Genomic DNA, 26,868 nt, shown 5'->3' with positions numbered 1-26,868 from the left:
AATGTTTCCGAGCAGATAAATGTATGTATTTTTTAGATAAAGCAAGTATATCAAAACCTTTCCGTACCTGAGATTTTACAACCGCTGTTTTTCAAGTTTTCGATGCTCATTTAGCTGAGTTAGAGTATTCGGATAAAAATCGCCAAGTAGTAGAACATTTTTAGTACTGTTGATCATTGAGCCCGAGTTTGCTCAAGGTGTAACCTCAAAATACGCCGTAATTCTAATAATGTTTCTGCTTCCTCATGCACAGAGTGATTGCCTTTAATGATTTTTTCAGAGACAGCCTGTTCTAAATGTGAACTGGAATAGGGCACAATACCATCGCTTATGTCATGTATGTCATTGGTCTGACGGTGATTACCAATAATAGAATGATAAGGAACTGTGGATACCGGCATGATGTTACTGGTCAAAGCCATAAAGCGTGACTTTGGACTTAAGTCGTCTGGGCCAGATTGCACCATGCCTTTGGTGCTAGAGCTACCATTGAGTTGTATATCCACTTGGTTAAAGAAAGTAATCGGCAACTTCACCATTTTCTTCACCAATTCCATGTACCAGCGGTCAGATAGTTCACTGCCACGGTGAGGCGCGGCAATAAAAATTGCACGTCCAATGGGTAAATCAGAGTGAAATTGAAAACGTTCTTTGATTACGGGGTATTGTTGTAATCGGGTGTATTGCTCATAGTTTAACAGTGGAATCACTTGCTCAGAAATATCGTGCTCACTAATCAGTAAGCGACTAATAACGCCGCCCATACTATGTCCAATCAGCACGGCGTTACTGGCTGAGCGAGAGTTAGGTTGAACTTGTGCAAAGGCTTGTTTAAGTAGTGCATGAATCTGATAGCGGCTTTCAACAATCGGCATATTGGTTGAATAAAACACCTGCCATACCTGAAAGTTTTCTCGTAAAACTTTATCCCCCAAAATGTTATTGGTCAGATTGACCCAAGTTTCAGGGCTGCTGGCGAGACCATGAATAAGTACAATCACTTTTTTATTCGGTTGGTAGGGTTCAAGCATATAGACATGTGGCATACGCAAGTGCTCAGTTTTATCGAGCAAGGTTAAGTAGCCTGTAGAGCCCAGTTTATTTTCTGCCAGCCAATAAGCAAAAGGCACAGAATAATTCGCCGTGAGGATATATTTTTGTTGATGTATGTCTACATACTTTTGCGTATAAGGATTAAATAACTCAATCTCAAAAATGGCTTTGCCATTAAGTACATCTTCAATGCTGCTTTCAGAGTTTAATGGCTGTGCCGTTGCGGTTACGGACAAATAGCGTGCAGGATGGATATTGGGATTGGTTTGATTTTGATAAAACGATATCGGGTCAAGAATAAAATCATTTTTATGAATAGGGTCCGCTTCAGTCACAACCACGAACTCTGCGCCCAAACCGTCTTGACGGTTGACTTGATAAAAACCCGAGAAGTTTAAATTATAACTGGATTGAACTCGATCAATGGTTTTACTTTTCAGTTCAGGATAGTGTTCTAAATTTACAATATATTGACGTTGTTGGACGTTGAGTTGCGTGGGAACTTGATAAAAAGGTTGTGTACGGTACGCCGTGGTAATTAAACGTGACAAAGCGACATTGTAAAAAGTGCGGACATGCATTTGTCTTTGATCAAAAACACGGGTACTTGGGCTTTCTTGCATTTTAAATAAATACACATAGCTATAACGTAAACTCTGGTCGAAGGCCCCAAGGCTCTGTTCTAAGCAGTGATTATTTTTACTGTGAGGCTGTTCTTGGACACAGTTGCGTTGTTTTGAAAACTCGAAAGCTTGAGCCAAATACAGTTCACTTAAAGCGGCATAGCGTTCATCTGCAGCAATATCTGTTTGTGTGTTTAAGCGCTTCAAGCATGTTTCAAATTCAGCGCTGCATTGCTGTGGCGTCAGGCTGAGTAATTTGAGTAAGCTGGTGGTTTCCGCACTCAATTGGTCATGGGTTAAGATATTTTCAGACTTGCTACGAATAGCTTGATGGATGTTATTTTCTTTGACTTTGACCAACTGGCAGGCCGGCAGTAAAACAATCGTTAGCCCTAAAATGATTGGTCGCGTGAAAGTATGATGTCTCGTTAAAAGCATAGTTTTTAGCACGGACGTTATCTATATAGGCTAAAGATGTCTTTCATTTTAAGATAATTTCTAACGAGTTACATCCAAATTCGGTCCGATCTTTTGTGTCCCTAGACATAACTTAAGAACGCTTATATTCAGCTCAAGCAATTTGGCGAGCAAAGGCTTTGCCCAAAACATGTTTATGTATAAATCGTAATTTATCGAGGACTGGTCCTGAGAGCGTAAATGGATAAGCATCTTCTAAACCCATACTGCGATTTAACGCATTTAAATTAAAAGTTAGTGTCATCCATTGTTTGAGGAGTAAATCAAAATCTTGAGCGCCGATTGGATTTTCGTAAAAGGTTAAGTCATGCGTATCTTTTCGATTATTACGCACAATTAATCCTGCATAGTAAGCGGTTTCCAATGTGTCCATCATGTGTAAATAGTGTGCCCACGTTTCTGCCCAGTCTTCCCAAGGATGTGTGCTGGCATAAGAGCTGACATAAAACTTGTCCCAGTTTTGCGGTGCGCCATCTTCATAGTGGCGTTGTAGTGCTGCATTATAATCTTGACGCTCATCTCCAAAATACTGACGGAACTCGTCGACCAGCTCAGGATGTAGCGATTTAATGAGGTCAAAATAATAATGACCACTTTCATGACGGAAATGCCCCAAAAGCGTACGGTAGTTTTCACCCATTTTAATACGGGTCGTTTCCCTATAGATGACATCTGCTTCACTGGCATTGAGTGTAATGACGCCATTAGCATGTCCTGTCAGCACAGGGTGCTCTGGTTCAGGCATGAGAAAATTAAAACGGAGTCCGTAGCGATCATCATCGTTATATTTGGGCCTTGGCATAAGATTCAGGCGTTGCATTAAATACAGAAAACGCCGTTTAGCATGTTCGAGCCGTGACCAATAGACGATATGATCAGGGTTGTCGAGAGTAGGAATGGTATATGTGAGTACACAAGACTCACAGTAGATGTCGTTGCTCTCTGCGGGAATAACCCAATTACAGACTTGATGATGCTGATAGTTATAACAAGGCTTATAGCGCTTCGTCTGGTATTTTTCATTTAGTGCTAACCAAAGAACAGGGCTATGTTGTTCAAAGCTTCCCATATCTTTTTCCGATGCAATATAACCGAGTGTAGTTTGGCAGCTCACACATTGTGAGTTGGCAAAAAAGACTTGGTTTTGACAGGATGCGCAACTAAAGAATTTCATCGGCGGCTATGTCTTTGGTGAGCTTTTAGAACCAGTATAAAGGATGTCGGTTCCCTTCGTCATGTTCTGTCATCTGTTTTGATTGGCTTGCAAAGTTGAGTATTCATTGAGAGCATATTAGAAAGAATACATGTGCTTGGTTAGTAGCGAGCTTTTCAGCAGGTTCTTTTCTTTCATATTTGTATAAAGAGATATAAATTTTAAAATTTATAACCTAAATGAACGATAAAGCTTGATTTAGGTGCAGATTCGTCAAAAATAGGGACTGGGAAAAATCAAAGCTTCATTTTAGAATTTCAAAGCCTTTTAAGTTTCTGGGAGTAAATATAATGATAACGAACGTATCGCCAAAAAAATGGCTACTCATGAGTTTGGGGGCGATGTTGCTTTCAGGTTGTGCAACAAGCTCTACAGACCCGAGTCGTCAAAATGTAGGGACCACAGGTTTACTCATTTGTGCGCAGAATGAGCTTTGTCCAGTGGTCACTGTGAGCTGGAATGAATCGAACAAAGAACTGCTTAAGTTAAAAATTCATTTGAGCAGTACTTACAATAAATATGAGATTCATAAAGTTGAGTTTACAAATGAGAAAGACTTTCAAACTTTTGCTGTCACAGGGCCAACTGAGCATGATCATGTGTTAGGCACCAACCGTTCGACCAATTATATTTTAGCGCCTGTAAATTTGATGAGTAAGTTAAAAGGTACAGATTCGATCAAGATGAATATTTATACAGATCAAGGTATTATCTCTCGATATGTGTATAAAGATGGCGTCTCAGCTCCAATTTTGGGTGAGTTCCAAAAAGTTTATCAATAAAAAAAAATCGCCATCTGGCGATTTTTTTTGCGTATAAGTGAGAGAAAACTAAAAGCTGTGAGGACATAAGATCTCATTTTCAGAAGGTATTCTGTCTATAAGGACGTAAACATTGGGTCTTTGACGGATGAAAAGTCAAGCTGAATAGCCCGAAATGCACTTTGATGTATCAATTTTAAAAATAGAAATACATTTTGCACAAAAAATAAACTTTTTAATGCGCTTTTGCTGTCAGTCTAATCAAAAAAATTGGCATGTATTCTGCTTAGTTCTAGGTATTACAAAAACCTTTTTTGGTAATACCGAAAGGAGTAGCAAATGTCTAAACAATTCAAAGATGACTTAAATGCATTCTTCACCGTATTTAAACAATTCGTGGTCGCCATCTTAAGCGCTAGAGCGGGCATTTATATCAAGCAAGATTCATCCGAAAAAGGATAAGCATGTGCCGAAACATAAATTGGCACGGATTAGCATCACTGTGCCCGAACTAACTGTCGATGCATTGGATCAGAAAATTGTTGATCAGCACTACGAAAGTCGTTCTCAAGCCATTGTCGACATGATCAATAAACATTTAATTGCGGATCAGGAGCAACGTAACGCCGTGATGGTGGGGACATTTACCTTGCTCTATGACGCCAGTGTCACGCCACTTAGAGTCCAATTGCTGGACTTGCAGCAACAATTTTTAGAGCAAGTGGTCAGTTCACTGCATATTCAGTTAGATGAGCAAAAAATTCTAGAAGTGATGATTTTGCAGGGCGTAACTACAGAGTTAAAAGCGCTGAGCCAGCAATTCATTGCTTTGAAAGGTGTGATCAAAGGGCATTTGGAACTGATGGATGCGGTGATGCCGCCGATTCCACAAAATGAAAAACAGAGAGCGTTGAAATCGTGACCATGTTCACCGTCCTCAATGACTCACTCCATACATAGCAAGTTTAAACATTTACAGCATCGGGAAAATTGTATCATGATTAAAAAAGCGTTCTTATCAGTATCTATTGTTTCGACTATTTTATTGGCAGGTTGTGATAACACCGCCAAAATTCCTGAAACAAAAAACAGTGCATCTGAGAGCACAGGCACCAAAACCATCATGATTGGTTATAGTGATTGGCCGGGTTTTGTTGCATGGCAAGTGGCAATTGAAAAAGGTTGGCTCAAAGAAGCAGGGTTGAATGTTGAGTTTAAATGGTTTGATTATTCATCATCGCTTTCTGCTTTTGCAGCCAATCAGCTAGATGCAGTACTGGTGACCAATGGAGATAATCTAGTCACAGCCTCTGGGGGCACTCAAGGTGTCATGATTATGGCGACAGACTATTCCGCAGGTAATGACGTGATTATCGCAAAAGATGGAATTAACAGCATTGCCGATTTAAAAGGCAAAAGTATTGCTACTGAAAAAGGCTTGGTTGACCATCTATTGCTAAGTACAGCACTAACAGATGCAAAAATTAAGACCAGTGACATTAAATTGGTCAATTCTATGACCAATGAGCTTCCGCAAGTTTTTGCAAGTCCAGACATTACTGCAATTGCGGTCTGGCAACCTGTAGCCAATCAAGCTTTGAAGTCTGTTGCAGGGTCTAAAATTATTTATAGTTCTAAAGATAAGCCTGGTTTAATTTATGACACGCTGACCGTGAATATGAGCCATCTTTCTGCCAATAAAGAAGATTGGAAAAAGATGATCCAAGTGTGGGATAAAACAGTCAAATATATTAATGACCCTGCAACACATGAAGACGCCGTGAAAATTATGTCTAACCGTGTTGGCGTCAATCCGAAACAATATGAACAATTTATTGGCGGGACGCATTTACTCGATTTGGCAGCCAATAAAACCGTCTTTAAGAAAGGTTCAGGTTTTGACTCGATTTATGGCTCAAGCTACCACGTAAACAAATTCAACGTTGAAAATGGCATTTATAAAAAAGAAATGGATGTTGAGGGTGCAATTTATCCAGCTTTGGTTGAAGAGTTAAAGTAAGACTCCGTAGAAACTAAAAGCCCAAGTTAACTTGGGCTTTTTTGTATGAGTGTGTTTAAAAAGCAAAGAAAGATCTAATGTTAAATAAAGAGTAGATTTTAAGGCATGTATTTATAAATGCGTACTTTTAGAAAACACATGAATAATCACGATGCCGATAATCATAAAACTTAAACCAACAACCGCCGCAAAGTCGAGCTGCTGTTTAAAGTAAATCCAACCGACTGTAGAAATAAGAATAATGCCCGCACCTGACCACAGAGCGTAAGCTAGTCCCATAGGGATGGATTTAAACGTTAGACCTAAGAAAAAGAGTGCAATTGCATAACCAACAATAGTTAAAACAATAGGTAAAGGTGCAGTGAAACCATTGGTCGCTTTTAATGCAGAAGTCGCGAGGACTTCTGCAATCACGGCGATTAATAAATAGAGAAAAGCCATAGCTTATTAAAGCTCCCTTACGCAACCACAGTTGCATGATGCATGAGGTGATGTTGTTCTTGTTTCAGCCAATGCTGACTGTCCGCCGTGGTAGATGTTACATTTTGAAAAGTGTATTCAGGTTCATACACATCCACGACGAACACCAGCTGATATGCTTCGCCACCGATCAATTTATGCTGTATGAGGGTTTCAGTATCAAAGACTTCAAAACCGTCTAGAATGAGTTGTTGTTGAGTCGCTTGAGTGCAGCTTGAATATTGAATGAGCTGATCCTGAGTTGAAACTGATACTTCATAGCTTTCAATTTGATTTAAGTCAGAAGGACTTTGCTCCACATAAGAAAGAACCCCTAACGCGTCTACATTCTGTTGAATCTGGGGTAAACGTGACTGTGCATATGCCATATGCTCACCGCAGATGATGAGACCGCCATCGAGTGAAATTTCTTGCTGCGTGGCAACATGTACGGCTTTGACTAAGCGTAGTCCTAAAAATAAACCCGTACTGGCTTGTTGACGCCAGTCTTCAACATAGGCATTACTCGGTGAGAACTCCAAAATACAATTGCCAATGCTATGCAGGGTTGCAGGCTCGGGCCACTGGGTATGGTTTTGATAATTACTACTTAGCTCCCATGACAGTGATGCATTTTGTGCATCCCAATGCGTATAACCGACCCATGCTTGACGCTCTACGATAGGTGTATCTGTTACTGATTTAAGACGTAGGTCAATGGTGAAACTCTTGGACTGAAACCAATACACAATCGTATTTTCATCTGTCAGGCCATTGTAAAAGCTAATACTCTTACGCCGAAATGCGCCCATTAAATAGGTTGGTACATTGCCTGAAGCAGCTGTGATAGGTTTTAATTGACTTAAAGTTTCAAATAAATTCATGGGGTGTACTCCATGTTTGACTCAGTCAGACCAAAAGAATAAAGCGGAACGGCATTCTTTAAGACCAACTCACCACTGGCTACACGTTGTTTTAAATAATGAAAGGTTTGAGCCGTTTGATTAAACAAATGTTCTCCACCTGCCAGTGGCGCATATTTAGGTGGTTCATTTGTATTAATCGGTTGGATGACATAGTCATAGTCACAAGAAAAAAATAAAGGGAAGGAGTAGCGTTCTTGTTGGACTTTTTTGACCCGATGTTTGGTGGCTAAATATTTGCCATTGGACAATATTTCCATCATGTCACCAATGTTCATCACCAAGGTCTTTTCAAGCAGAGGAATATCAATCCATTCACCTTGCTTAGTGAGAACTTGTAAACCGGGTGCTGTCGGTAATAATAAAGTAAAGCACTCATAGTCGGTATGTGCCCCGATGCCTTCTGCATCTGTCGCTTGAGGGTTAAATGGATAGTGAATGAGGCGTAATTGACTGGGTGCATGTTGAATATGCACATCAAAAAAGTCTTCTTTTTGCTCTAAAGCTAGCGCAAAACAGCGAAACAGTTGATGACCAATGGCTTTTAAGTGCTGATAGTACTGTGAGACATGGCGTTTAAAGGTGGGATTATCTGGCCATTGCGTCGGGCCAAGTAAGGGATAATTTAATGCAGACCCTTGATAGTCATAATTCACATCATAAGATTCTTTTAAATCGTAGCTGTTACTCGAAAACTGTTCCTCACCTATAGGCACATAGCCACTATGATTTACCGATTTTCCAATATAGTTTTGCATTTTGAGTGCGTCATCTTGGGCAAAATAGTGCTTCGCGATGTCACATAACTGTGCAAATAATGCAGGTTGAAATTGATCACCTTTGAGGTAGAGAAAACCAACTTCTTTACAAGCCTGATCAAGCGCTTGAGCAACTTGCATACGGTCATCTAGATTTGGGCTATTTAAAAGGCTGATATCCACCAGTGGAAGGACATATTTATCTTGCATGGTAAAATCCTCGTGTTGGCCGTCCAACAGTGCATAAAACCTAAGGGTCGTCCCTCAGGCTAGATCAATGAGTTACTTGTGCGTACTGACTTGGGTCATACGTGGAATTTTGGGTAAATCCTCCAGTGCTGGGTCAAGTTCTTCTTCTTGTGCGTGTACTAAGAAATCGACTCGCTCTCGAAGTTGCTTAAAGGCAGGGCTGGACATTAGTTCAGTGTTTCGTGGACGGGGTAAATCTACTTCAATAATTTCTTTAATTTCTCCAGGATTGGCTTTAAGCGCTACGATACGATCAGCCAGTAAAATAGCCTCATCCATATCATGGGTTACAAAGATGATGGTGATATCAATGTTTTGCCATAAGTCCATTAGGTGTTTTTGCATTTTCTGACGGGTATGCGGGTCAAGCGCACCGAATGGTTCATCCATCAGTAAAATTTTTGGTTCATTGACTAAAGCACGGGCAATCGCAACACGTTGCTTCATCCCGCCAGACAGTTGATGCGGATATTGGTTTTCATACTTCTCTAAGCCAATAATATTGATCCATTCTCGTGCAGATGCTTCGGCTGAGGCATGACTTGCACCTTTCATCAGTGGACCAAACATCACATTTTCTTTAACCGATTTCCAAGGAAATAAGGTATAGCCTTGAAACACCATGCCTCGCTCTGGGCTAGGGCCTGAAATGGGCTGTCCATCTACCAATAGTTCGCCACTGCTATATGGGTCTAGACCCGCAACAACACGACTAAAGGTCGATTTTCCACAACCAGACGGGCCAATCACACAAATAAACTCTCGCTTATGAATTTTCAAATTGAGCTGATTTAAAATCGTGCGTGAGTTTTTACCATGCTGAAAAACTTGACTAAGTTGTTTGGCCTCTAAAATGACAGGACGTTGATAAATGTGATCAAAATATTGACGAGCATTGAATTCTGGCGTTCTTATATCTGTGGTTATCATTATTTTGCTCCCGCTTTCCATTTAAACAGATGTTGTCCGAGCTTCATTAAAATCACATCACAGATCAAGCCAATCACGCCAATAATTAAAATCGCAGCATAGACATTGTCAAAGTTCTGGTAGCGTGCTTGCTGGGTAATAAACCAAGTGATCCCTGTGGTGGTGCCAATTAGTTCAGAGACAATTAAGTAGGTCCACGCCCAGCCCAGCAAAACACGTAAATCACGGTAAATATCGGGTAACGCCGCTGGAATGACCACGTGAAACAGACTTTTTGCTTTATTCGTCCCTAGGGTATAACCCGCTTCAATCAGCCCGCGGTCCACCATACGCGTAGTATTGGCAATAATCAGAATTTGCTGAAACAGCGTCCCAATCACGATGATGGCAATTTTTGGTGCATCATTAATGCCTAATATGGCAACAGCCAATGCACCAAAGGCAGGCGCAGGTAAGTAGCGAAAGAACTCAACAAAGGGTTCAGTGAGCTGGGAAATTTTGTTGGAAAAACCACATAAAATCCCCAATGGAATACCAACGAGTGATGCAATAAAGAAAGCACTAAATACAATCTTGATACTGTGCCAAAGACTTTGATGAAACCATGGTGCATCGGCTTGAGTGGGTGGTGTCGTAAATGCCGTCACTAAGGCTGTCGCAACTTGGTGGGGTGCTGGTAAATAAATAGGATTGACCAAATTACCTTGCGGCGGTTCAGTGCCTGTATTGACGGCATTTTGCGCTTCTGCATAGAACACACTTTTGTCTACACGGCTACCGATTTGTAAAAAAGAGACACTGCCAGAGTTGGTGATTTGTACTTGAGGATGCCAAATAAAGGGCAAATAACTCACAGCACACCAAATGAGGATTGGTATTAGAAATGATCCAAAGCCCAGCAATACTTTGCTTTGAGGACTGAGTTCTCGTGCGACATAACCCATAGTTGCTTAGCCCCGATATTACTTTTTTTATAAAACGTAATACTGTTAAGCAAAATGGATGCCAAATTTGTAGTGATATTGAGTGTTCACCTGTGTGCTAATTGTTTAAATAAAAACAGCCTTTGACCTAAATATGTTTTAAAATGCGCTATCGATAGATTGACGCTCAAAAGGGGGCAGCATCGCATGGCACAAAAGTCACAACAATCTGCATTGAATGAATTGATTGCAGAACAGAAACTACTGTGTGAAGAATTTGACTCGGCTTATGTTGAAGTAAAAGGTGATGATGTCGTTGCTGTTGCTGTGCAGACTTTAAATCAAGAACCCATTGTCGGTTTACGTAAAAAGCCAGAAACTGAAGAGAATGTTGCTTGGTTCATCTATGGTGGTGAATTGGGTGAAGGCCAAGACTTTTTTACAACTATGACTGTACGTGAGTTACAAGATATCTTGCCTGATGTACTTCCATATTTGGCTTTAAGTGAAGGTTATCGTTTTATGATTGATGGTGATGACTATGAAGACGTATGGAAAGAAGGCGATGAGTCTTAATACATGAAAAAACAAACATGGACGTTGCTTAGCCTTTCGTTATTTTTATCATCGTTTCTATCAACCCTGAGTTATGCAGAAACAACGAAGCTAACTCAGACACAGTATGATCAGAAGATGGCTGAATATACAGCAACTGTGAATTCAACTAAAACCGTTTTAGATGCAAAAGATAATCCAGCGACAGCAACAGAAATGAAAACCGCATTTTGTCAGCGTATGGATACATATCATCAAATTGCTGCGCTATCTAAAGCCAATATTGAGTTAAGTACAGCGCCTGTAATGTTGATGGTGGCCAACCGTTATCTTGAGCAGCAAGAAAAAAGCCTGACCGATGCAGGGATGAATGAAAGTGCCTTCTGCCCAACGGCGAAAGCTTTAAATGTTGAAGATACGAGACGAGTAAAAGTAAAGTAACCCAATAAGACAGCATGGAATTAGTGTGGATATTAAGATCTAATTTATTGTTTCAGGATGCTGTATAAATAGACAATGTTCTCGATTGTGTTAAGATAAATAAAAATCAACCATCGTTTGAGTAGGAGTTGGTGTATGGCAGCTTATACCGACATTAAAGTAGGCAAATATGAGGATGATATGATTCCTAAACTTGCCATTCATGCTTTTCATGATGCTTTTCAAAAAGCAATCACTCGTTCGTCTGTGGTTTACGCAAAAGCTGAACAGTTGGTTGAACGCGATATTCATGGCAATGAAACTGTTTTACAAGACTTAAGTCATGCTTATGTCGATGTAGGTGTTTTACCGACCTTGACACGTAAAAAGAAACACGCGACAGTATAGATTGATATGCCACCTCGACAACCTAGAATAAGAATGTTTGCAGGGCCGAATGGTTCTGGTAAAAGCACTGTTAAAGATTACCTCTTGCCCCAACATATTGGGGCATATTTAAATGCAGATGAACTGGAACAAAATTTAAGACAGAGTCAACGCATTGATTTATTGCATTATCATCCTTTCTTAAAAGCTTCAGAGTTGGTCACTTTTCTAAAAAGTAAGAAGCGTCCTCAAGCGGGACAGTTCGTGGCCTTACTTGCGCATGAACCAATTGTGCTAGATGAATGGAAGATTGAGTTTAAAACCGAAGAAATTGATTCTTATCTCTGTGCACGCATTATTGATTATATTCGGTTTGAGTTTCTGCGCTTAAAAGTCAGTTTTACTTTTGAGACGGTAATGTCACATATCTCTAAAGTTGAATTTCTTCGGGAAGCGAAACGTCAGGGCTATAAAACCTATCTATATTATGTCTCAACAGTCGATCCACAAATCAATATTGCCCGAGTCAAGTATCGTGTCAGTGTGGGTGGCCATCCTGTTCCTGAGCAGAAAATTATTGAACGTTACTACCGTAGTATGGATCTGCTCATGCAAGCCATAGAGTGCTGTGATCGTGCTTACTTGTTTGATAACTCTTCTGACGGTATACAAGCGTCTTTTCTTGCAGAAATAGAAGTAGCTGAAACCCTAAAGATGAATGCCGCCGTGTCTAAGCTCCCAATATGGTTTGCAGAGCGCGTATTATCAGAATTCCAATAATCTGCTCAGAAAAAGAGCTGGCTATTTCATCACTTTTCATGTGTCTGCCCGCATAAAAAAATATTCAAAAGTCGCGAATGTGTTTTATAAACCCAGAATAATACTCATGATGTAGAGATGTGCCCTAATTCTATTCAGTTTCTTTAAATGAAAACTACAATGAAATAAAACGAGAGAAGTTAAGTATTTCTAATCTAAAAAAGGCCTGAATACAAAATCTCTCGGGGATATATTCAAGCTTTTTACGTTATTGTGAAGAATAACTATGTAAAAGAAATGCTTTAAGGTGTTATCTAAAAGACTAAAAGCTTCGAGAACGAACAGATAGTAACCATTCAAATATCTAAATCTAGATGCAAGGCCCCGTAAACAGTGGTCATAGACGTGCATAGCATCGATAGATACAAAGGGGGCTTGATTATTTTTTAATTAAATATATTATGAAAATATATATTGTTTTAGGGTGCTTACCAATGCATGATTTTGCGTGGTCTTTTATAGGTGGAATATTACTCGGCATCTCCGCCGTTGGATATTTATATACCAATGGACGAATTGCAGGAATCAGTGGTCTGGTCTCTCAAGTTTTAAATTTAAAAGGGATTATAAATACGCCTGCACTGTGGTTCTTATTGGGACTGTTTATTGTTCCGTTTATATGTGCCTCTTTTGTTCAGCCACAAATCTATATTGAAGCTACACCTCTCATGTTAATCATTGCGGGCGTATTGGTAGGTTTTGGAACGCGATTAGGTTCTGGATGTACCAGCGGGCATGGTATTTGTGGTATCAGTCGTTTATCCAAACGTTCAATCATCGCTACAATGGGTTTTATGTTCGCAGGCTTTATCACTGTGTATGTTGTCCGTCATATGCTTGGAGCAATCTAAAAATGAAAAATGTTTGGGCATTCATTTGGGGTGGATTATTTTCAATTGGGCTCATGCTTTCAGGAATGTCGAATCCTGCGAAGGTGATTGGCTTTTTAGATATTTTTGGGCACTGGGATGCCAGTTTAGCTTTTGTGATGATGGGTGCAATTGCGGTTGCATTTATTCCTTTTCAAAAAGCTGTACGTCAGCCAGATCCAAAAACGGTTTATGGTGAAGCCATACAACTTCCTAAAAATACGAAAATCGACAGAAAACTGATCTTCGGAAGTCTGCTATTTGGTATAGGCTGGGGAATTGCGGGAATTTGTCCTGCGCCGAGCTTTACTTTGATTGGACTGGGTTATTATCAAGCGATCTATTTTATAATTGCGATGTTCGTTGGTGTACTGCTACATCGTAAAGTAATGGAGAAAATGCCATGATGCAAATTGCTCAAGTAAAAGCATTTTTTGATACAGCGAGCAACACGTTTAGTTATGTGGTGAGTGATCCCGACACTCAGCGCTGCGCCGTGATTGATAGTGTATTGGACTATGATGCAGCATCGGCAACGACCAAAACAGAGCAGGCCGATTTAATCATTGCTTATATTCAGGAAAATAGCCTAAGCGTAGACTGGATTTTAGAAACACATGTGCATGCAGATCATTTAAGTGCTGCACAGTATTTAAAGCAAAAACTAGGTGGAAAAATTGCAATTAGTCATAAGATCGAGATCGTACAACAAACTTTTGGTGAAATTTATCACTTAGATATTAAAAGTTTAAACGCTACGCAGTCATTTGATTATCTTTTTGCAGATCATGAGACATTTTTGATAGGTAACATAAAAGCATATAATATTCCGACACCAGGGCATACACCTGCGTGTCTCAGTTATGTCATTGGTGATACTGTTTTTGTGGGGGACACGTTGTTTATGCCTGACTATGGGACGGCACGTTGTGATTTTCCAAAAGGGAGTGCGGCGGCTTTATTTGATTCAGTGAAGACTTTGTACACATTGCCAGATCAAACGCGGATGTTCTTATGCCATGATTACTTACCCGAAAGTCGTGATCAATACAAATATGAGACATCGGTTTATTCGCAAAAGCATGAAAACATTCATATCAATACTACAACGCAAAGGGGCGATTTTGTCGAGATGCGAAATCGCCGTGATGCAACGTTAAGCATGCCAAAACTGATATTGCCAGCGATTCAAATCAATATGTTTGCAGGCAAGTTCCCTCAACCAGAAGACAATGGTATTTCTTACTTAAAAATTCCGCTGAATTATTTTTAAAATAGAAAAGTAGCAAGACTTAAGGCATTCGGCATCTTTTCACTTGCATAAAATCTGATTCAAAAATCTAATCTGATATTAAACAGATATGTACATCATGCCTTTAAATTTAGCCTAAGCAAATATTTTACTCAAAATAGCCTAAGCAAAATTGAGCTCAATATAAAAAGTCATTTGATTTATTTCCATTAAAAATTCAATATCTATAGCAATCAAATAAAGTAAGTTTCATATGATCCTAAATCATCAATTTCATCAAAATGAGCAGCCGCCTACAAAAACATTGGTCTTTGTCCATGGTTTATTTGGCAGTTTAAGCAATTTAGGGATGTTGGCACGGGAGTTTTATTCAAGCCACCATGTATTACAGGTAGATGTACGTAATCATGGGTTATCGTCACATTCAAATGTGATGAATTATGAGGTTATGGCAGCTGATCTAATTGAAACTTTAGATGAACTCAACATCGAATACTTTTCTTTGATCGGGCATTCGATGGGGGGGAAGCTGGTGATGAAAGTGACCGAACTCGCAGGAGATCGACTAGATCAACTGGTGGTGTTGGATATTACGCCTATTGCTTATAAAGAAAATCATCATGAGCAAATTTTTAAAGCGCTCATTGCAGTACAAAAAGCAGATATTGAAACACGTCAACAAGCCATAGAAATCATGCGTGAATATCTCAAAGAGGAAATGGTGATTCAGTTTCTCTTGAAATCTTTTAGCAAAGGGAAGTGGTTGTTTAATGTAGATGCACTGTATCAGAACTATGCCCAAATTCTGTCATGGGAAAATATAGAAACATGGCATAAGTCTGCATTGTTTATACGTGGTGGAAACTCACCTTATGTAGCAAAGCCAGAATATATAGAAGCTATCCAATCGCAGTTTTCTCAAGCCCAGATTCAGACGGTGGCAGATGCTGGACACTGGTTACATGCAGAGAAAACTGCGCAAGTTTTGCAAATCATCACTCAATATTTGAGTCAGCCTTCAACCTGATTAACTCAAATTCGCAGCTGAAAGTTGTCCTTCAGAGGTCAGCTTTTCAGCCATTTCCGCAGTTTTCTTTAAATTAGGCATTCGAAATTCGGTATGGCCATAGTCTTGGATCGACTTCCAACGCCCGCCCCAAGTTAAACCTACAGATTCTGCAACTTCACCATAGAGCTGATAGCCACGCATCGCCCATGGATCTCGTTCAGAAATAACGACTTTTCCATCCCGCTTAAATGCGACATCCGCCGCCAATCCAAATTGGTGGTAACTTTGGTAACCACGCGCCAAAGTCGTATTTTTATTGCTGGCTAAAGAATTCTGACGCTGCGGGCTACCATTGCACATGACACCAATGCAGAATATGGCAAACAAAAAAACAAAGATGAACTTCATTTGATTCAGCAACAAATGAAAGAATCTATTCAGTTGATTCGAAAATCAAAACTGGGAGATAAAAAGGGCAATGCTGCACTCTACGAGTTGCCATGGTATATGGTAATTGGTAATCCTGCTGCGGGTAAAAGTTCGGCCATTTATAACTCAGGTTTAAAATTTCCTTTTGAAGAAACTCATCAAAAATCAGTTTCTGCTGGACTCAGCGGAACACGTCATTGCGACTGGTTTTTTTCAACAGAAGGCGTGTTATTAGATACTGCAGGTCGTTATTCTGTTTATGCAGAAGATCATTTTGAGTGGCTAGGTTTTTTAAATATTTTGAAAAAAAACCGCTCAAAAGCACCAATCAATGGCTTGATCGTGATTGTCAGTATTGCTGAGTTGGTGAGTAACAGTCCAGAAAAGTCGATCAAATTGGCAAAGAATTTACGTGCCCGGATTCAAGATCTCACTGAGCGCCTAGAAGTTTTTTCGCCTGTTTATTTGGTCTTCTCTAAAATGGATCTGATTGCAGGCTTTACTGAGTTTTTTGAATGTTATGAAGTCGGTGAGTTTGATCAGGTTTGGGGGGCAACACTGCCTTATACAACCGATGGGGCCAATAATGCTGTTGAACTGTTTGAAAAACACTATTCAATTTTATATGACGGTTTAAAAGGCGTCAGTACGACACATCTCAGCCGCCGACATTCGCAGAATATTTCTCCAAGTGTCATGACATTTCCTTTAGAGTTTAAGAGCTTAAAGCCTGCGTTAAAGACATTTATTGGCACGCTGTTTGAAGATAACCCTTACCAATTTAAACCTGTTTTTCGTGGCTTTTATTTCACCAGCGCACTTCAAGAAGGCATTATTGAAAGTCCAATGACCGAGCAAATTGCTCAAGACTTTTTATTGCAAAAAGGTTTAGACAATGAAAATGGCATTCCGACGCGCTCAGTTTCACAAAACCATGGCTATTTTTTAAAAGGTTTATTTTCAGACATTATTCTGAAAGACAAGAACCTCGTCAAACAACATATTAACCCTAGCCGAAAGCGTCAGCGTTATATTGCCTTTGTTGCCGCTTTATTTGGTGTAGCCATCATTTTAAGTCTATGGGTGTGGTCTTATCGGAATAATCAACAATTGATTGCAGACGTACAAGCCGATTTAGACAAAGTCGTTTTACTTGAAAAGCAATCGGGTCAAGAGTTGTCTACACAACTGAGTGCACTCTTGATTTTACAGGAACGTATGCAGCAGTTGGACCAATTTGAAGAAGATCGTCCTTTAAAGCTGGGTTTTGGTCTATATCAGGGAGATGAGCTGCAGGAGAAGCTAAAAACAGAATATTTAAAGGGTGTTGAGCAAATCGTCTTGATTCCAACACAACAAAATATTGCCCAATATCTACAGCGGGTGAAAAGCAATGAAGAGAAATTGCGTACAAACCATGCAAATGTAGAGCTGACACCTATTGCGAAAACTCAGCAATATTTAGAGCCTAATGATGCAAATCCACAAGATGCATACAATGCTTTAAAAGCCTATTTAATGATGGGTAATACTCAATATATGGATGCAAGCCATTTAAGTGATCAAGTCACACGCTTCTGGCGTTCATGGTTAGATAATAATCGTGGGCAAATGCCGCGCGGAGAAATGATCCAGAAGGCAGAGCAAATTTTGTCATATAGCATGACTTTAGCTGGTGACCCTAAATTTCCAGTACTCAGCTCAGACAGCTTGGTGGTGGATCAAACGCGTCAAGTTCTTCTGTCTGTTGTTCGTGGAATGCCTGCACGAGACCGTGTTTATAATGAATTAAAAATGCGTGCGGCTGTCCGTTATCCAGCATTAACCATAAAGCAAATGCTTGGCGATGCCAATCAAAATGCAATTTTAGGGAGTTATGCTTTACCGGGTATGTTTACACATGCGGCATGGTCAGAATATGTTGAACAGGCCATCGATGAAGTTGCAAAACGTCCTACGGATACCAAAGACTGGGTACTTAACAGTACACAATCAGATGACTTGTCATTTAGTGGTAGTCCAGATCAAATTCGTAAACAACTCACAGAACTCTATAAAAAAGAATATATTGCGGAGTGGCGGAAATTTTTAGGTGCGATACATTATGCAAAAGCTAAGGATTATGGACAACAGGCGAGTTTCGTTCAAGTTTTAGGCGAGCCTGAAAACTCACCCATTCGAAGTGTTTTTGATCGTGTTGCGAAAGAAACCAGTTGGGACAATCCAGTCGTAATGGCGGAGCTGGCAGCGCCGCAAACAGGTTTTGTGGCTTGGTTTAAACGCAAAGTATTAAGACGAGATGAAACTCAGCTTGATGCCAAAGTCATGAATCAAGCGCAAGGCCCGATTTCTAAAGAATTCCAGATGTTTTATCAGTTGGTGCGTAAGCGTGATGACCAACAAAATAAGTCTTTGCTTGATGAATACATGCAATCTTTAGCTCAAGTCCGAAGTAAATTCAATGACTTGAAAAGCTCAGGGGATATTGGACCATCTGCGATGAATTTGGTTAAGTCGACCATTAATGAGCAAAATTCTGTCTTTAATACAACACAGAAGCTGGTCGATGAAAAAATGTCTGTGGGCCTGTCTGAGGTTGATCAGAAACTGCTCCAAAAACTGTTGATATCGCCACTGACACAATCATTTGAAAGTTTAATTCTTCCAGCACAAGATGAGATGAATAAGCTATGGGTTATGCAAGTCTACCAACCTTTCAATACGAACCTGAGTAAAAAATATCCTTTTAACTCTTCAGCGACACTGCAAGCAACCAGCAATGAAATTAGCCAGATTCTTGGCGAAAATGGCAGTATTGCGCGTTATGTCAAAGAGTATCTTGATCCACTGGTTATTCGTCGTGGTTATACCTTGACTTCTAAGACATGGAAAGATTTAGGGATTAGTTTAAATCCACAATTTGTAATGAATTTTCAAAGCTATGTTGCGCCAAGTAATGGCATGGCAACAGGAGCGTTAAATCAAGCTTCGTCTGCACCTGCTGCTACGGCGCAATCCAATTTTCAATTTTACCCAATTGAAAATCCTAAGTTTTTATCCTATACCATTGATATTGATGGACAAAGAATGCTTTATGAAAACGGCATTCAACAATGGGTGAATTTTGTATGGCCAAATGCCGGAGCAATTCCAGGTGCACGTATTACAGCCATTGATTTAGATGGGAAAACGCATACGATTTTTGAGGCGCCTGGTGAATATGGCATTAATCGTTTAATTGACGGTGCTGAGCGAACGCAACGTGGCGGAAGCTATGAAATGATTTGGAGAAATCAGCAAAATCCAGAGCTTGCAGTAAAAGTCAATTTCCGTTTAATCAGCGGGGACGCCAATGGTGGAGTAGGCGGGCAGCGCAGTTACAATGGTATGCAACTGGTCGATCAAATTGTTACCAATAAATCCGTACGTGTGGTGGCAGCGCAAACCACACCTTCAGCAACAGCTGCAAGTCCTAAAGCTCCAACACCAGGTATACAGGAGCCTCGTTTATGATTTCTCGAAAGTGGCTAGGTTGTAAGGAGTATTGCGATGGATGAACTGCGGACCTTAGCTTTATATTATGGAAAATGTCCTGCACGTGGTGATTTCTTAAAAACACGCGGCCAGTATGCCTTAATTCAACTGATTGATCAGTGGATTACTGAAGCATTAGAACATGCCATGCAATCAGAGGGATTTAGTCAAGCGTATGAAAATCTACCTTCATTAGACTTTTTTATTGCCAATCCACAAGAAAATAATTTTCTTGTGGCAAATTTGATAGCCAGTCACGATAGTTCTGGTCGTCAATTTCCAATGGTTTTGAGCCACTTATTAGAGGTTGAAAATAGTTTTGATAATATTATTTATGCGCCATATCGCTATAAGCAAACTTTAATCGATTTATTCCAAAAGAATCGTGTGATACGTTCGATACGTGACCCCAATATCGTGCTTGATAAATTATCTAAATTAAATAATGAGATACAGGTTTTTAATAACAGCGAAGTTTCGGCATTTTATGAACACCATACGATACATTCATTTGCTCAATTACTGAGAATGAGCAGTTACGAGCTTGCACAAAGCATGATTGGACTCGGGTTATTGTTACAACCCGTTATTCAATATGGTACTAGTCGCTTAACTAAGGTGTTGATTTTACCTATTAATAACTCTAGCTACTGCTATGAAATTGCGGCTTTTTGGGTCAATCTAATTAGTTTTTTTATTCAAAATCAAAATGCTGAGCTTCTGATAGGGATTTTACATAGCGAAAAACCTGTACTGCTTTTTGGCTTTCAAGGGGCAGATATTATGACCTTAAGTGAAATTTTCACGCAAAAGTTAGATTCAGATCACTGGGTTTCATTGGTTCAAGCCAATTGGATTGATGCATATTTAGAGCAAAATGCCGGTTTGGCAACTCTGGAGCAAGCTTTGTGTGAGCGGCAATTGAGCTTAATACAAGCTGTGAAACTTTTTAAAAAAACTTTTATAGATTAGTAAAATATGAAAATAAATCATAGATTTAAGTCGAATAAATGGCTGCTGACTTTAATGTTGGTTTTGAGCGTGAATGTCTGGGCTGAACCGATTATTGTTGAAGGTGTTGTTCCAAATGATGCCAGTAAGCAAATCATTTTAAACAAGATGTATAGTGTTTATGGCGCTGACCAAGTGATTGATAAAATAAAGGTTAAAGCAGTTAGCGCTCCAAATGGTTGGAGTGAATCTGTTGCGAATATGGTGGTTCCAGAGTTAAAAAAAGTTTACCAAGGTAAACTTTCTGTACGTGGTACGCAAATGGAACTTAATGGAAAAATATCGAGTTCAAATGAAGTTCAGCCAACAACAAACTTATTCCAAAGTTTAGTAACGCCACCATATCGCTTGAATGCGCAGCTTTCTGTCAATCAGGCTGAACAGCAAATCATAGATGAAGCGCTTAAAAACAGAATTATAGAATTTGAATCTGGCAGTGCAGTTTTGGCTGTGAGTGGGACTCAGATCTTAGATGAAATGGCGGTGGCGCTAAATAAGGTTGGAGGGAAAAAGGTCAAAATTATCGGACATACAGATAGTTCAGGTGACGTCGCAAAGAATCTTGCTTTAAGTAAAGAACGTGCTGTAGCTGTGAAAAATTATTTGATCAATAAAAGTATTGCAGCAGAACGCTTAAGTGTCGAAGGATTGGGCTCAAACAAACCTGTTGCTGATAATGCAACTGCAGATGGTCGTAAGAAAAACCGTCGAATTGAATTTGATGTGATCTAAGTTATTTATAAAAAGCTACATCATCAAGTGTAGCTTTTTATAAATAACTTATATTGCGTATAATGTATATTATGTTAAATTGAGTACATGATACGTTAAGTTCATAGATCTCTATGCTTAACCTAAAATCAATCACTTATATAAAATAATATTTCACATTGAGTTCACTTATGTTTATATTTTATTTACTTCATAAAGTTCTTGGTAGTTAGAATGTTTGTCGTAAAAACAATTAAAATTTCAAAAAATTATTCAAATCAAAATCACATAGTTCTACTGTTTGATACTTCAGCTACAGTACCTTGTCTCTATCCTTTACTCTATTCTACAACTGTCCTGCGATTTCAAAGTATTGCCACACAACAATCAGACATGTTGGCACTTAAGTTTTGGTATGAATTTTGGTATCAGAAATATTCAACTTTGTTCTGTGAATCATTTTTTTCCTCCAAATATGAACCTGAGATTTTTTTGAATGAAATCGATAACTTTATTGTTTTCTTAGAAAATAATAAAAAATTAGAAACAAATTTGATTCGACTTCGATCAAATATTGAGACTAACTATATGACCATTACACAGCGTTTGCGGTCAGTGTTTAAGTACTTCGGGTATCTTTTAGATGGATACTGGAACATACGCTATCAAGATATTAAAATCAAAGAGCTAACAAATCGTAGGAAAAAGATAGATTTGTTCTTAATGAACAAAAAAAAGATTTTTAGTAAATTTTCTAAACGTAGTTTAACTGTAAAAAGTAATATTAATCATAATTTTAAAAGTTTAACCAATGAAATGGTGGTTATGCTTTATAAAATTATTCGTCCAGATCAGGCGGCTAATATTAATAAAGACAATCCATTCTCAACAAAATCACATCAACTTCGAAACTTTCTGATTGTGCATCTTATGATGAACTACGGTTTGCGGGTGGGTGAATTAATGCTACTCACAAAAAGATCGATAAAAAAATCAATCAATTCTGATTCATATAGTCTCATAGTAACCAATACGGATGATGAACATGATTCCAGACAGAGAAAGCCTAGCATAAAAAATGAGCAATCTTACAGGGTTATAAAACTAGATAGCATGGATTATAAGTTTTTGATGTTGTATATGGAAAAGATAAGGAATCTTAATGATTCAGATATCTTGTTTACATCACTGAAACCGCCCTACTCCCCGCTGAGCTATTCGTCTATTAATGCGATTTTTAAGGTGATAGAGCAAGTTTTTAGGACCTTACATCCTATATATTTTGATGATATAAATATAGAATCGATTCAAAAGTTTACCCCTCATGTATGTCGTCATACATGGGCTTATATCACTTTGGCTTTTGCTATAAAAAAGTATCGAAACGAAAGTGCATCTCCGCTAACTCAAAGCAATGATGAAATTATGCAAAAAGCACAAGAAAATCTACGTGTCTTAGGTGGTTGGAGTGCTAACAGCATAATGCCAAGCTACTATGCAAAACGATTTATTGTCGATAGTGCCAATCTTATAAATTTGCAGCGTATATCGCAAGAATTATGGGAATTATAAAAAATGAAGCAATTTGAACTTTTTGATGATTTTCATGAGCAGCATTTCATATCAATCTTTAATGATCACCAGACGATTGCTCTTCAAGGTATGAGTAAAAAAATACCAAAAATTGTTAGATTTTTAATTACAGATAAATTTGATGATAATTTTATCAATTCAGCAAATACTATTTGGAAATTTTATTATTCAGGCCAGACCGAGAATATTGATTTTTCTAAACTTTCTGAAAATGAAACTACTTTACTTAAATTTTTTCTGATTTCATTTATTCAAAAAAATACGCCATCCCATTTGAGTATAAAGTTTCATACTTTTAATTTTCTAATAAATCATCTAAAAAATAATGAATTAGAATTTAGTTACGCAAACTTAAAAAAATTATTGATAGAAATTGCACCTCTAGAAAATCATCAAAATACTTATGCACATATAAAATTTTTATTGAAACTACTAATTTTAGAAGATTTTCCCAACTTTGATATAGAAGATGATTATGAACTGGAGTTTATTCCTAGACCTAAATCTTTTAATTCAAATTTATTCTATCAAGAATATGAAGATTCTATTGATTACCCACTTATTTCAATGATTCAACAAGGTTTTATCAAATTAAACCAAGTAATTAAAGATGATTTTAAACACATTGATAAACAAACACTACTTTACTCATCAATACTTGGTTTGGTGTATGTAACTGGGCTTAGACCTGTCCAATTAGCTAAGCTAGCTGTTGAAGATATAAAAATAGATACCACACGTACGATAGATCAATTCCATCGTTATAGCATATTAATCCCATATGCTAAACAAGCTAGATATGTACATGAAAAGATAGCAATTAAATTACCAGAAGAAGTTGCTAAAATCATCATTACTTATATCGAAAGATATAACTTAAATCTAAAAGATAAGTTATTTGATTTAGGAGAAAATTCTGCATGCTTTTGCTCAAAAGTGATTAATACACAATTATTTGATTTTGCTCCTAAAGCCTACAGAGAAGCTGTACTTGCAGGTGACATGATAAAACAAAAATATTCTTTTTCTGATTTTAGGCATCATGTCGGCTATAGTTTGGCAATGGCAGGATCTTCTGCTGAGGAAATTGCATATATCTTAGGTCATTCTTCAGTGGTAACAGCTAGGCATTATATTTTCTCTACACCAGAGCTAGCTCAAATTAGAGCTCAAGCACTTGGAAATAATTCCTTGTACAAACAAATGATAGCTATGCTTCTCACTGGAAGGTTGATTTATAAGAAAGATTGGCATGGAAAAAAAGTATTAGGAAATATTGGTAGTAAAATTCATTATGATATAGGTGGGTGTTCATATGAAGACAAATGTCTATTTCAACCTGTTCGCAATTGTTATGGTTGTATGTATTTCCATCCCTTTATAGATGCTAATCACAGGAATGTGCTAGAAAGTATCCAAAATGAAATTAATGATTTGATCAAACTGTCAGATGGTATAGGTATTTCCAGAAATCCACTTATTCGAGTCCATGAGTCCACTAAATTTGAAATTGAATCCGTAATTGCTCGTTGTGAAACACACAAGGGTGATATTTATGAATTTTGAAAAATATAATGCTTTTATTGATGAACAGAAGATTTTCTTTAAAGAAAATATTAAACCAAATTTCAAATGGGAATGGACTGATCCTGAATGGGCTGGAGGGGTTATTGGTTCAGGATGGTTGCTTTCACGTAGTGGAAAAACACGTTTTTCATTTCAGGCAACGAGAAGAATGAAAGGAATAAATGACATTCCTATAAACATAAAGTATCAAGAATTTATTAAAGCTGTAATGGTTCTTAGTTATAGAAAGGCTAATTCAAAAACTTCTCCGCAAAAATTATATGCAGAGGTGCTTATTATTAAGCGTTGGTTTAGTGAATTATTTAGAACGAATCCCGAGAATACTCATCCCTGCTTCTTATCAACATTAACTTTAGAAAATTCTTTTAAAATACTAGCTGAAAACTCAAATAAAGCTAACCTTCCTGACCATGCTGGAACATATCTTAGATTACAGCAAATGCTAAATCATTATGGTTTTACTGAACAACCATTAGAATTTTCTCAAAAATATTTATACATAAATTCTATAAATAGAACACCGAATGCAAAAAAAACAAAAGCTTTGATAGATCAGTTAGAGCTTGATGAAGATGATCTTAATAAAGAAAAGCTGATTTCTATTCAGACATTTATTAATATTGTTTCGCTAATAAGTTTGTGTAAAACGAATGGTGAAAAGATAGTTCTCAATCTGTTGTTATTGCTTATAATCACTGGTTTACGTTCGACAGAAGTTATTCTTCTAAAAACAGATGCTTTAATTAAAAAACCTATACTTGATCCTGTCACCCAAAAACACTTAACTTTAGATGGTATTAAGCAATATACCTTAGGTATTCAATATCACGGTGCCAAAGGTGCTGGTTATAGAATCCACTGGGTTGAGCCATCATCTGTAAAACTAGTTGAGAGTATTTTTAAATCTGTGTTGGAACTTACATCTGAATATCGAAGTCATCTAAATTACATAAGATCGAAAGGCTGTAAAGATTATTTTCCTAAATCCATAGATGATATAATGGAAGATTATCTTGAGATTGATGATTTAATTAATACTATTTTTAGTTTGAAAGAATATAAATCAGGTCGGGCTGGACAAAGAGCGACTGTTACACTTAATCTTAATAAAGTTTCTATTCTAAGGTCTGAAAAAAATGGTGTAAATAACAAAAGATATTATTTAAAAAAGGATATTGATGCACACCTAAAATCATTAATCAAATCAAATTTAGAAAATCCAATTGATTATGTGTTTAATTATGAAGGTAAAATTGAAAAGATCGCTTACGAAGATTTGCTTTTTATACATGAATATAGATCTATTAATATGGGGAAAGATTTTATCTTTAAATCACTTGTGGTTCCATTCAGTGTGATAATGATTAATAATTTTTTAGGTGCTAGGTCAGTTAATTCATCTAAGTCAGTGTTTCAAAAATATAATTTATTAGAAACAGAATCAGAACATTCAAGATTAACCAGCCATATTCCACGACATAACATAAATACTTTTCTTGCCCTTAGTGGCTTAGCCGAGCATTTGCAGGCAATGCTAATGGGGCGTGTGGATATTAAACAAAATCAATATTATCACCACTTAGCGTTAAAGCAACGTAAAGTTGCGGCTAGTATGCTAGAAAAATATGATCTGATGTCTCCAAGCGTAGTTAATCAAGCACAGAAAACTGATTCCCCAATAGATGCTATTAAGCAAGATGGTTTAATGTTCTTTTCAGAACAGTTAGATCTAGAAAATAATTTAAAGATGAATTTACAGACTTTTGACTCAAAAATTGAAGTATCTAATTATTTAAAGGACTCATTTTTTGATGAGTATTTTCAAGATATTGCTGAATCATTTAATGAATTGATTAAAGAAGATCAAACATTAGCTAACTCATTAGTTCAACGGCATGCCTGTTTACATCCCTTACCTTTTGGCGGCTGTATGCGTGAGGTTGCTGTGCATGATTGTCCTAAACGTCTTGCCTGTCAATCTGGCGATCAATGTGGAAACTTTGCTCTAACTGGCCGAAAAGGTGAATTAGAAGTTCTGCAACACACTTTGAATAATTTGTTGGTTGAGTTTGAATATATAGAACAAATCGTAGCTCATGATTCTACATATACTGAAATGCTTGCACAGTTCCGTCAAAAAATTCATTATTTAAGGGATTTAAAAGAAAAAGCACTTGATAGGCAAAATAAATTAATACCTATTCCTGTTTTTCCTTATGGAGATACGATCACTAAATTACCAACAACATTAAGTGAACTATTTGCCATAGAGCAACAAAAAATTGAGTCTAAGGAATCCTGAA

24 protein-coding genes and 2 pseudogenes are annotated in these 26,868 nt (G+C 37.9%); 18 read left to right on the top strand and 8 right to left on the bottom strand.

The window, feature by feature from the left end; all coding sequences use genetic code 11:
• Positions 1–173: 173 nt before the first annotated feature.
• Together AC4MC0_RS09030 and AC4MC0_RS09025 are read right to left on the bottom strand one after the other, a co-directional pair.
• Positions 174–2,114 carry an esterase/lipase family protein gene (locus AC4MC0_RS09030; protein ID WP_336000049.1) on the bottom strand — a complete coding sequence of 647 codons (1,941 nt, stop codon included), beginning with the start codon at positions 2,112–2,114 and terminating at the stop codon, positions 174–176.
• Positions 2,115–2,247: 133 nt separating this feature from the next.
• Complete coding sequence (locus AC4MC0_RS09025) at positions 2,248–3,327, bottom strand: zinc-binding metallopeptidase family protein (protein WP_336000047.1); 1,080 nt, start codon at positions 3,325–3,327, stop codon at positions 2,248–2,250.
• A 329-nt stretch (positions 3,328–3,656) separates the two neighbouring features.
• On the opposite strand from AC4MC0_RS09025, the gene AC4MC0_RS09020 reads away from it, so the two are divergent.
• The 4 genes from AC4MC0_RS09020 (at position 3,657) to AC4MC0_RS09005 (ending at position 6,147) form a co-directional block, all read left to right on the top strand.
• Positions 3,657–4,148, top strand: a complete 492-nt coding sequence (locus AC4MC0_RS09020; protein ID WP_114837062.1) for a hypothetical protein — start codon at positions 3,657–3,659, stop codon at positions 4,146–4,148.
• Positions 4,149–4,466: 318 nt separating this feature from the next.
• Positions 4,467–4,589, top strand: a complete 123-nt coding sequence (locus AC4MC0_RS09015) for a hypothetical protein (RefSeq protein ID WP_262471258.1) — start codon at positions 4,467–4,469, stop codon at positions 4,587–4,589.
• Between the two features lie 4 nt (positions 4,590–4,593).
• Positions 4,594–5,049 (top strand): CopG family ribbon-helix-helix protein, encoded by a 456-nt coding sequence (locus AC4MC0_RS09010; RefSeq protein WP_281963666.1) that lies wholly within the window; start codon positions 4,594–4,596, stop codon positions 5,047–5,049.
• Positions 5,050–5,124: 75 nt separating this feature from the next.
• Positions 5,125–6,147: an ABC transporter substrate-binding protein gene (locus tag AC4MC0_RS09005; RefSeq protein ID WP_336000042.1), complete on the top strand. Its 1,023-nt coding sequence runs from the start codon at positions 5,125–5,127 to the stop codon at positions 6,145–6,147.
• Positions 6,148–6,258: 111 nt separating this feature from the next.
• Here AC4MC0_RS09005 and AC4MC0_RS09000 read toward each other — a convergent pair whose 3' ends face one another.
• The 5 genes from AC4MC0_RS09000 to AC4MC0_RS08980 form a co-directional block, all read right to left on the bottom strand.
• Positions 6,259–6,588 (bottom strand): DMT family transporter, encoded by a 330-nt coding sequence (locus AC4MC0_RS09000; protein WP_004979541.1) that lies wholly within the window; start codon positions 6,586–6,588, stop codon positions 6,259–6,261.
• 17 nt (positions 6,589–6,605) lie between these two features.
• Positions 6,606–7,490 (bottom strand): hypothetical protein, encoded by an 885-nt coding sequence (locus AC4MC0_RS08995; RefSeq protein ID WP_336000040.1) that lies wholly within the window; start codon positions 7,488–7,490, stop codon positions 6,606–6,608.
• Positions 7,487–8,497: an isopenicillin N synthase family dioxygenase gene (locus tag AC4MC0_RS08990; RefSeq protein WP_336000038.1), complete on the bottom strand. Its 1,011-nt coding sequence runs from the start codon at positions 8,495–8,497 to the stop codon at positions 7,487–7,489. Before AC4MC0_RS08990 ends, AC4MC0_RS08995 begins: the two co-directional genes overlap by 4 nt.
• A gap of 72 nt (positions 8,498–8,569) precedes the next feature.
• On the bottom strand, positions 8,570–9,466 hold the full coding sequence (locus AC4MC0_RS08985) for an ABC transporter ATP-binding protein (protein ID WP_336000036.1): 897 nt from the start codon (positions 9,464–9,466) through the stop codon (positions 8,570–8,572).
• Positions 9,466–10,410: an ABC transporter permease gene (locus AC4MC0_RS08980; protein WP_336000034.1), complete on the bottom strand. Its 945-nt coding sequence runs from the start codon at positions 10,408–10,410 to the stop codon at positions 9,466–9,468. The genes AC4MC0_RS08985 and AC4MC0_RS08980 overlap by 1 nt, the downstream gene beginning before the upstream one ends.
• A 186-nt stretch (positions 10,411–10,596) precedes the next feature.
• Here AC4MC0_RS08980 and AC4MC0_RS08975 point away from each other — a divergent pair, with 186 nt between their 5' ends.
• From AC4MC0_RS08975 to AC4MC0_RS08940, 8 genes are all read left to right on the top strand, one after another.
• Positions 10,597–10,965 carry an immunity protein Imm33 domain-containing protein gene (locus AC4MC0_RS08975; protein WP_004979554.1) on the top strand — a complete coding sequence of 123 codons (369 nt, stop codon included), beginning with the start codon at positions 10,597–10,599 and terminating at the stop codon, positions 10,963–10,965.
• Positions 10,966–11,082: 117 nt separating this feature from the next.
• Entirely contained in the window at positions 11,083–11,385 is a 303-nt protein-coding gene (locus tag AC4MC0_RS08970) for a hypothetical protein (protein WP_336000032.1), read from the top strand.
• A gap of 135 nt (positions 11,386–11,520) precedes the next feature.
• Positions 11,521–11,772, top strand: a complete 252-nt coding sequence (locus tag AC4MC0_RS08965; RefSeq protein WP_205666668.1) for a hypothetical protein — start codon at positions 11,521–11,523, stop codon at positions 11,770–11,772.
• 33 nt (positions 11,773–11,805) lie between these two features.
• Positions 11,806–12,531, top strand: a complete 726-nt coding sequence (locus tag AC4MC0_RS08960) for an ATPase (RefSeq protein ID WP_336000072.1) — start codon at positions 11,806–11,808, stop codon at positions 12,529–12,531.
• 473 nt (positions 12,532–13,004) lie between these two features.
• Positions 13,005–13,421, top strand: a complete 417-nt coding sequence (locus AC4MC0_RS08955) for a YeeE/YedE family protein (RefSeq protein ID WP_078426330.1) — start codon at positions 13,005–13,007, stop codon at positions 13,419–13,421.
• A gap of 2 nt (positions 13,422–13,423) precedes the next feature.
• The gene (locus tag AC4MC0_RS08950) at positions 13,424–13,846 is read left to right on the top strand and encodes a DUF6691 family protein (protein ID WP_078426329.1); all 423 of its coding nucleotides are present in this window, start codon (positions 13,424–13,426) and stop codon (positions 13,844–13,846) included.
• Positions 13,843–14,712, top strand: coding sequence for an MBL fold metallo-hydrolase (locus tag AC4MC0_RS08945; protein ID WP_336000028.1), 870 nt, complete (start codon positions 13,843–13,845; stop codon positions 14,710–14,712). Before AC4MC0_RS08950 ends, AC4MC0_RS08945 begins: the two co-directional genes overlap by 4 nt.
• A gap of 232 nt (positions 14,713–14,944) precedes the next feature.
• Positions 14,945–15,718, top strand: a complete 774-nt coding sequence (locus AC4MC0_RS08940; RefSeq protein ID WP_336000027.1) for an alpha/beta fold hydrolase — start codon at positions 14,945–14,947, stop codon at positions 15,716–15,718.
• Here AC4MC0_RS08940 and AC4MC0_RS08935 read toward each other — a convergent pair.
• Positions 15,719–16,048: pseudogene (locus tag AC4MC0_RS08935) on the bottom strand (M15 family metallopeptidase); the annotation flags it as partial. It lies immediately after the preceding gene.
• A 3-nt stretch (positions 16,049–16,051) separates the two neighbouring features.
• On the opposite strand from AC4MC0_RS08935, the pseudogene tssM reads away from it, so the two are divergent.
• The 6 genes and pseudogenes from tssM to AC4MC0_RS08905 all read left to right on the top strand — a co-directional run.
• A pseudogene (gene tssM / locus AC4MC0_RS08930) lies at positions 16,052–19,642 on the top strand (type VI secretion system membrane subunit TssM); the annotation flags it as partial.
• A gap of 36 nt (positions 19,643–19,678) precedes the next feature.
• Complete coding sequence (gene tagF / locus AC4MC0_RS08925; RefSeq protein ID WP_005399434.1) at positions 19,679–20,635, top strand: type VI secretion system-associated protein TagF; 957 nt, start codon at positions 19,679–19,681, stop codon at positions 20,633–20,635.
• A 54-nt stretch (positions 20,636–20,689) separates the two neighbouring features.
• Positions 20,690–21,406, top strand: coding sequence for an OmpA family protein (locus AC4MC0_RS08920; protein WP_418655282.1), 717 nt, complete (start codon positions 20,690–20,692; stop codon positions 21,404–21,406).
• Between the two features lie 213 nt (positions 21,407–21,619).
• The gene (locus AC4MC0_RS08915; protein WP_004693122.1) at positions 21,620–22,957 is read left to right on the top strand and encodes a site-specific integrase; all 1,338 of its coding nucleotides are present in this window, start codon (positions 21,620–21,622) and stop codon (positions 22,955–22,957) included.
• 3 nt (positions 22,958–22,960) lie between these two features.
• The gene (locus tag AC4MC0_RS08910) at positions 22,961–24,544 is read left to right on the top strand and encodes a site-specific integrase (protein ID WP_005399437.1); all 1,584 of its coding nucleotides are present in this window, start codon (positions 22,961–22,963) and stop codon (positions 24,542–24,544) included.
• Positions 24,534–26,867 carry a hypothetical protein gene (locus AC4MC0_RS08905; protein WP_279746682.1) on the top strand — a complete coding sequence of 778 codons (2,334 nt, stop codon included), beginning with the start codon at positions 24,534–24,536 and terminating at the stop codon, positions 26,865–26,867. The genes AC4MC0_RS08910 and AC4MC0_RS08905 overlap by 11 nt, the downstream gene beginning before the upstream one ends.
• The last annotated feature ends 1 nt before the right edge of the window (position 26,868 follow it).

Source organism: Acinetobacter sp. CAU_H_S139_7 (assembly GCF_058599305.1).
The sequence above is the reverse complement of the archived record's forward strand: the minus strand, read 5'-3'. Positions and strand labels throughout refer to the sequence as shown.

Coding starts and splice junctions, on each gene's coding strand:
- AC4MC0_RS09030 (WP_336000049.1), bottom strand. CDS start 2,114: ATGCTTTTAACGAGACATCATACTTTCACGCGACCAATCATTTTAGGG.
- AC4MC0_RS09025 (WP_336000047.1), bottom strand. CDS start 3,327: ATGAAATTCTTTAGTTGCGCATCCTGTCAAAACCAAGTCTTTTTTGCC.
- AC4MC0_RS09020 (WP_114837062.1), top strand. CDS start 3,657: ATGATAACGAACGTATCGCCAAAAAAATGGCTACTCATGAGTTTGGGG.
- AC4MC0_RS09015 (WP_262471258.1), top strand. CDS start 4,467: ATGTCTAAACAATTCAAAGATGACTTAAATGCATTCTTCACCGTATTT.
- AC4MC0_RS09005 (WP_336000042.1), top strand. CDS start 5,125: ATGATTAAAAAAGCGTTCTTATCAGTATCTATTGTTTCGACTATTTTA.
- AC4MC0_RS09000 (WP_004979541.1), bottom strand. CDS start 6,588: ATGGCTTTTCTCTATTTATTAATCGCCGTGATTGCAGAAGTCCTCGCG.
- AC4MC0_RS08995 (WP_336000040.1), bottom strand. CDS start 7,490: ATGAATTTATTTGAAACTTTAAGTCAATTAAAACCTATCACAGCTGCT.
- AC4MC0_RS08990 (WP_336000038.1), bottom strand. CDS start 8,497: ATGCAAGATAAATATGTCCTTCCACTGGTGGATATCAGCCTTTTAAAT.
- AC4MC0_RS08985 (WP_336000036.1), bottom strand. CDS start 9,466: ATGATAACCACAGATATAAGAACGCCAGAATTCAATGCTCGTCAATAT.
- AC4MC0_RS08980 (WP_336000034.1), bottom strand. CDS start 10,410: ATGGGTTATGTCGCACGAGAACTCAGTCCTCAAAGCAAAGTATTGCTG.
- AC4MC0_RS08975 (WP_004979554.1), top strand. CDS start 10,597: ATGGCACAAAAGTCACAACAATCTGCATTGAATGAATTGATTGCAGAA.
- AC4MC0_RS08970 (WP_336000032.1), top strand. CDS start 11,083: ATGGCTGAATATACAGCAACTGTGAATTCAACTAAAACCGTTTTAGAT.
- AC4MC0_RS08965 (WP_205666668.1), top strand. CDS start 11,521: ATGGCAGCTTATACCGACATTAAAGTAGGCAAATATGAGGATGATATG.
- AC4MC0_RS08960 (WP_336000072.1), top strand. CDS start 11,806: ATGTTTGCAGGGCCGAATGGTTCTGGTAAAAGCACTGTTAAAGATTAC.
- AC4MC0_RS08955 (WP_078426330.1), top strand. CDS start 13,005: ATGCATGATTTTGCGTGGTCTTTTATAGGTGGAATATTACTCGGCATC.
- AC4MC0_RS08950 (WP_078426329.1), top strand. CDS start 13,424: ATGAAAAATGTTTGGGCATTCATTTGGGGTGGATTATTTTCAATTGGG.
- AC4MC0_RS08945 (WP_336000028.1), top strand. CDS start 13,843: ATGATGCAAATTGCTCAAGTAAAAGCATTTTTTGATACAGCGAGCAAC.
- AC4MC0_RS08940 (WP_336000027.1), top strand. CDS start 14,945: ATGATCCTAAATCATCAATTTCATCAAAATGAGCAGCCGCCTACAAAA.
- tagF (WP_005399434.1), top strand. CDS start 19,679: ATGGATGAACTGCGGACCTTAGCTTTATATTATGGAAAATGTCCTGCA.
- AC4MC0_RS08920 (WP_418655282.1), top strand. CDS start 20,690: ATGTTGGTTTTGAGCGTGAATGTCTGGGCTGAACCGATTATTGTTGAA.
- AC4MC0_RS08915 (WP_004693122.1), top strand. CDS start 21,620: ATGTTTGTCGTAAAAACAATTAAAATTTCAAAAAATTATTCAAATCAA.
- AC4MC0_RS08910 (WP_005399437.1), top strand. CDS start 22,961: ATGAAGCAATTTGAACTTTTTGATGATTTTCATGAGCAGCATTTCATA.
- AC4MC0_RS08905 (WP_279746682.1), top strand. CDS start 24,534: ATGAATTTTGAAAAATATAATGCTTTTATTGATGAACAGAAGATTTTC.